Source organism: Arcobacter sp. AHV-9/2010, from assembly GCF_004116575.1.
GTDB classification, from domain to species: domain Bacteria; phylum Campylobacterota; class Campylobacteria; order Campylobacterales; family Arcobacteraceae; genus Aliarcobacter; species Aliarcobacter skirrowii.
Genome location: NZ_PDKH01000010.1, coordinates 1 through 5,803, shown reverse-complemented (window position 1 = coordinate 5,803; position 5,803 = coordinate 1). Strand labels below are relative to the sequence as shown.

Genomic DNA, 5,803 nt, shown 5'->3' with positions numbered 1-5,803 from the left:
AAAATTAAGATCTTTAAAAGTATGATTAGACGGTTTAAGAAGAATGTAATCTTTATAAACTGAATATGAGAAATGTTAAAAAAATATTATGAAGAAACAAGTATAAGTAAAATTATAACTTGTCTATAACTTGAGTGATAATTTTGTAATTTAGTAATAAAAAACAAAAAAGTCAGATTCAAATAAACTATAACAAATATATATTTATGAGAATAGATATAAAAAAATTATGGAGAGTTTGATCCTGGCTCAGAGTGAACGCTGGCGGCGTGCTTAACACATGCAAGTCGAACGAGAACGGGCTATAGCTTGCTATAGTTGTCAGCTAAGTGGCGCACGGGTGAGTAATGTATAGGTAATATGCCTCTTACTAAGGGATAACAAATGGAAACGTTTGCTAATACCTTATACTCCTTTTATGCATAAGTATAAAAGGGAAAGATTTATTGGTAAGAGATTAGCTTGTATTGTATCAGTTAGTTGGTGGGGTAATGGCCTACCAAGACTATGACACATAACTGGTTTGAGAGGATGATCAGTCACACTGGAACTGAGACACGGTCCAGACTCCTACGGGAGGCAGCAGTGGGGAATATTGCACAATGGACGGAAGTCTGATGCAGCAACGCCGCGTGGAGGATGACACATTTCGGTGCGTAAACTCCTTTTATATAAGAAGATAATGACGGTATTATATGAATAAGCACCGGCTAACTCCGTGCCAGCAGCCGCGGTAATACGGGGGGTGCAAGCGTTACTCGGAATCACTGGGCGTAAAGAGCATGTAGGCGGATTAATAAGTTTGAAGTGAAATCCTATAGCTTAACTATAGAACTGCTTTGAAAACTGTTGATCTAGAATGTGGGAGAGGTAGATGGAATTTCTGGTGTAGGGGTAAAATCCGTAGAGATCAGAAGGAATACCGATTGCGAAGGCGATTTACTGGAACACAATTGACGCTGAGATGCGAAAGCGTGGGGAGCAAACAGGATTAGATACCCTGGTAGTCCACGCCCTAAACGATGTACACTAGTTGTTGTGAGACTAGATCTTGCAGTAATGCAGTTAACACATTAAGTGTACCGCCTGGGGAGTACGGTCGCAAGATTAAAACTCAAAGGAATAGACGGGGACCCGCACAAGCGGTGGAGCATGTGGTTTAATTCGACGATACACGAAGAACCTTACCTGGACTTGACATAGTAAGAACTTTCTAGAGATAGATTGGTGTCTGCTTGCAGAAACTTATATACAGGTGCTGCACGGCTGTCGTCAGCTCGTGTCGTGAGATGTTGGGTTAAGTCCCGCAACGAGCGCAACCCTCGTGTTTAGTTGCTAACAGTTTGGCTGAGAACTCTAAACAGACTGCCTACGCAAGTAGGAGGAAGGTGAGGACGACGTCAAGTCATCATGGCCCTTACGTCCAGGGCTACACACGTGCTACAATGGGATATACAAAGAGCCGCAATACGGTGACGTGGAGCAAATCTTATAAAATATCTCCCAGTTCGGATTGTAGTCTGCAACTCGACTACATGAAGTTGGAATCGCTAGTAATCGTAGATCAGCTATGCTACGGTGAATACGTTCCCGGGTCTTGTACTCACCGCCCGTCACACCATGGGAGTCGAACTCATTCGAAGCGGGGATGCTAAAGTAGCTACCTTCCACAGTGGATTTGGCGACTGGGGTGAAGTCGTAACAAGGTAACCGTAGGAGAACCTGCGGTTGGATCACCTCCTTTCAAAGAAATATTATTAAGATTTGGTTCTTAATATATAAATAAAGAATAAAATGATATTTTTTAACAACTCATATTTGGTTTATAAAGATTATTTAACCGAAAAGTATAGGTGAATGGGCCTATAGCTCAGCTGGCTAGAGCGCTCGACTGATAATCGTGAGGTCTCAGGTTCAAGTCCTGATAGGCCCACCATTAAATAATCTTTAAAGATTGTTGGTTTGGGGAATTAGCTCAGCTGGGAGAGCGCCTGCTTTGCACGCAGGAGGTCAGCGGTTCGATCCCGCTATTCTCCACCATACTTAAGTTTTAATATAAGTTTTATAAGAGATTATAAGATTTATATTAGAGCTTTGTAAAAGAAGTTACTAAATGATATTTAAAAATATAATGTTAAAGTCTTTAAAATTTTTTCGTAAAGATAAATAGAAATATTTAACTTTAAATAAAAAAATTTCATATCTAAAATTTAATAGAGATATTAAATAACTATAGATAACACAACTAACTTATTAAAGTATGTACTTGTATATATGTTTAATAAGATAGTAGCCAAAGAATATTATCAAATTTAGAAGTTGTAGTTTACTATAACTTTTAGGCAAGAAAAGAGGACCCTAAATAAAATCGTAAGATTTTTTTAGGTTCCGATTATAAGCTATTAAGGGCTAATGGTGGATGCCTTGACTGTAAGAGGCGAAGAAGGACGTATTAGGCTGCGATAAGCCTCGGGGAGCTGCCAAAGAGCTTTGATCCGAGGATTTCCGAATGGGGCAACCCAACATATAGAGATATATGTTACCCTGCGGGGAGCGAACCTGGTGAAGTGAAACATCTCAGTAGCCAGAGGAAGAGAAATCAAATGAGATTCCCATAGTAGCGGCGAGCGAACTGGGATTAGGACAAACCCAATGCTTGCATTGGGGGTTGTAGGACCATAATATAAGATTAAAGATGATAGATGAATTAGTTGGAAAGCTAAAGCATAGAAGGTGATACTCCTGTAATTAAAATCATCAATAACTTTAATGGTATCCTGAGTAGGTCGGAACACGTGATATTTTGACTGAAGCTGGGGGGACCACCCTCCAATCCTAAATACTACTTACAGATCGATAGTGAACAAGTACCGTGAGGGAAAGGTGAAAAGAACTGCAGCGAGCAGAGTGAAATAGAACCTGAAACCATTAGCTTACAATCATTCAGAGCCCTATGGTGCATCTCGTAAAGTTTTAACTTTACTAGTGCACCGAAAGTCATCAAGATTAGCGGAGTCCTTGTAAAATCGTAAGATTTTATGAGGTGCACCAGGGTGATGGACTGCCTTTTGCATAATGAGCCTGCGAGTTGTGGTGTCTGGCAAGGTTAAGCCAAGTGCGAAGCCGTAGCGAAAGCGAGTCTTAATAGGGCGACATAGTCAGATGCTGCAGACCCGAAACGAAGTGATCTATCCATGAGCAGGTTGAAGCTGGTGTAAGAGCCAGTGGAGGACCGAACCCGCTGACGTTGAAAAGTCTTGGGATGACTTGTGGATAGGGGTGAAAGGCCAATCAAACTTCGTGATAGCTGGTTCTCTCCGAAATATATTTAGGTATAGCCTTGTGTTGTAGCATATAGGGGTAGAGCACTGAATGGGCTAGGGCTGCTTACCGCGGTACCAAACCCTATCAAACTATGAATACTATATGTGGAATCACAGGAGTCAGGCGGTGGGTGATAAAATCCGTCGTCGAGAGGGGAACAACCCAGACTAACAGCTAAGGTCCCTAAGTTACATCTAAGTGGAAAACGATGTGGAGTTACTGTGACAACCAGGAGGTTGGCTTAGAAGCAGCCATCCTTTAAAGAAAGCGTAACAGCTCACTGGTCTAGTGATTCTGCGCGGAAAATATAACGGGGCTAAGATGTACACCGAAGCTTTAGATTCAATTTTTAATTGAGTGGTAGGAGAGCGTTCTATTCAGCGTTGAAGGTATACCGGTAAGGAGTGCTGGAGCGGATAGAAGTGAGCATGCAGGCATGAGTAGCGATAATTAAGGTGAGAATCCTTAACGCCGAAAACCCAAGGTTTCCTACGCGATGCTCGTCATCGTAGGGTTAGTCGGGTCCTAAGTCGAGACTGAAAAGTGTAGACGATGGCAAATTGGTTAATATTCCAATACCAACATATAAGCGCGATGTGGGGACGCATAGAGTTAATCGAGGTCACGGATGGAAGTGTGGCTCGAAGGATGTAGGTTGTTAAGTAGGCAAATCCGCTTAACATTAGACCGAGATCTTACAGGCTCTTGACACTCTTCGGAGGAGATGGAGAATCGATGATACTGTCGTGCCAAGAAAAGCCACTAAGTTTATTATATGTTGCCCGTACCGTAAACCGACACAGGTGGGTGGGATGAGTATTCTAAGGCGCGTGGAAGAACCCTCTTTAAGGAACTCTGCAAAATAGCACCGTATCTTCGGTATAAGGTGTGCCTACTTTGGTATATGAACTTGCTTCAAAAAGCTAAAGAGGTTGCAACAAAGAGTCCCTCCCGACTGTTTACCAAAAACACAGCACTTTGCTAACACGTAAGTGGATGTATAAGGTGTGACGCCTGCCCGGTGCTCGAAGGTTAATTGATGATGTCAGCGCAAGCGAAGCATTTGATCGAAGCCCGAGTAAACGGCGGCCGTAACTATAACGGTCCTAAGGTAGCGAAATTCCTTGTCAGTTAAATACTGACCTGCATGAATGGCGTAACGAGATGGGAGCTGTCTCAAAGAGGGATCCAGTGAAATTGTAGTGGAGGTGAAAATTCCTCCTACCCGCGGAAAGACGGAAAGACCCCGTGCACCTTTACTACAGCTTGACACTGTAGCTTGGATATTCATGTGCAGGATAGGTGGGAGGCTATGATGACTAGACGCAAGTAGAGTCGGAGCCATCCTTGAGATACCACCCTTGAATATTTGAGTTACTAACTGCGATGAGTTATCCTCATTCAGGACAATGTCTGGTGGGTAGTTTGACTGGGGCGGTCGCCTCCTAAATAGTAACGGAGGCTTACAAAGGTTAGTTCAAAGCGGATGGAAATCGCTTGTTGAGTATAATGGCATAAACTAGCTTGACTGTGAGACCTACAAGTCGAACAGAGACGAAAGTCGGTCATAGTGATCCGGTGGTTCTGCGTGGAAGGGCCATCGCTCAAAGGATAAAAGGTACGCCGGGGATAACAGGCTGATCTCCCCCAAGAGCTCACATCGACGGGGAGGTTTGGCACCTCGATGTCGGCTCATCGCATCCTGGGGCTGTAGTCGGTCCCAAGGGTATGGCTGTTCGCCATTTAAAGCGGTACGCGAGCTGGGTTCAGAACGTCGTGAGACAGTTCGGTCCCTATCTTCCGTGGGCGTAGGAAAGTTGAAGAGATTTGTCCCTAGTACGAGAGGACCGGGATGAACCAACCACTGGTGTACCAATTGTTCTGCCAAGAGCATCGTTGGGTAGCCACGTTGGGATGTGATAAGAGCTGAAAGCATCTAAGCTCGAAGCCAACTCTAAGATGAACTTTCCCTGAAGTTCCCAGCAAGACTAGCTGGTTGATAGGCTGGATGTGTAATGGGTGTAAGCCCTTTAGCTGACCAGTACTAATAGAACGTTTGGCTTATTTTTAACAATTTTCTTTGGTTTACTATCTTATTAAGCATATTACTTATGTTTAATTTGTGTTGATTATATATAGATATACAAATATGAAATTAGCTTTTAAAGCTACAAAGACTTTAGCATTATTTTTTCTTAACTCTAGTTTGAGTTGAGTGTTAAGTATAATTTACTTAATTTGGATTTTAATTCAAAATTAAGCATTCAAAATTAAATTTAACACTCAACTTGCTGGTGGCTAAAGAGAAGTGGAAATACCCAGCCCCATTCCGAACCTGGTAGTCAAGCACTTCATCGCCGATAATACTGCTGGGTCCCCCGGTGGAAACGTAGGTCGCTGCCAGCTCTTTTGAGTTTTATTCAAGCCTTTATCTATTCACTTATCTCTTAAGTGTTTAGCTGAAGGCTTTTTTTATTTA

2 tRNA genes and 3 rRNA genes are annotated in these 5,803 nt (G+C 42.6%); all 5 read left to right on the top strand.

Going from position 1 to position 5,803, the window contains the following annotated elements:
- The first annotated feature begins 226 nt into the window (after positions 1 to 226).
- The 5 genes from CRU94_RS09495 to rrf all read left to right on the top strand — a co-directional run bounded on the left by CRU94_RS09495 (position 227) and on the right by rrf (position 5,730).
- Positions 227 to 1,744: ribosomal RNA gene (locus CRU94_RS09495) — 16S ribosomal RNA — on the top strand.
- 115 nt (positions 1,745 to 1,859) lie between these two features.
- A tRNA-Ile gene (locus CRU94_RS09490) sits at positions 1,860 to 1,936 on the top strand.
- A 28-nt stretch (positions 1,937 to 1,964) separates the two neighbouring features.
- A tRNA-Ala gene (locus CRU94_RS09485) sits at positions 1,965 to 2,040 on the top strand.
- Between the two features lie 352 nt (positions 2,041 to 2,392).
- Positions 2,393 to 5,393, top strand: a 23S ribosomal RNA gene (locus CRU94_RS09480).
- 221 nt (positions 5,394 to 5,614) lie between these two features.
- Positions 5,615 to 5,730, top strand: a 5S ribosomal RNA gene (gene rrf / locus CRU94_RS09475).
- Together the 16S, 23S and 5S rRNA genes with 2 tRNA genes alongside form the textbook arrangement of a ribosomal RNA operon.
- Positions 5,731 to 5,803: the final 73 nt, after the last annotated feature.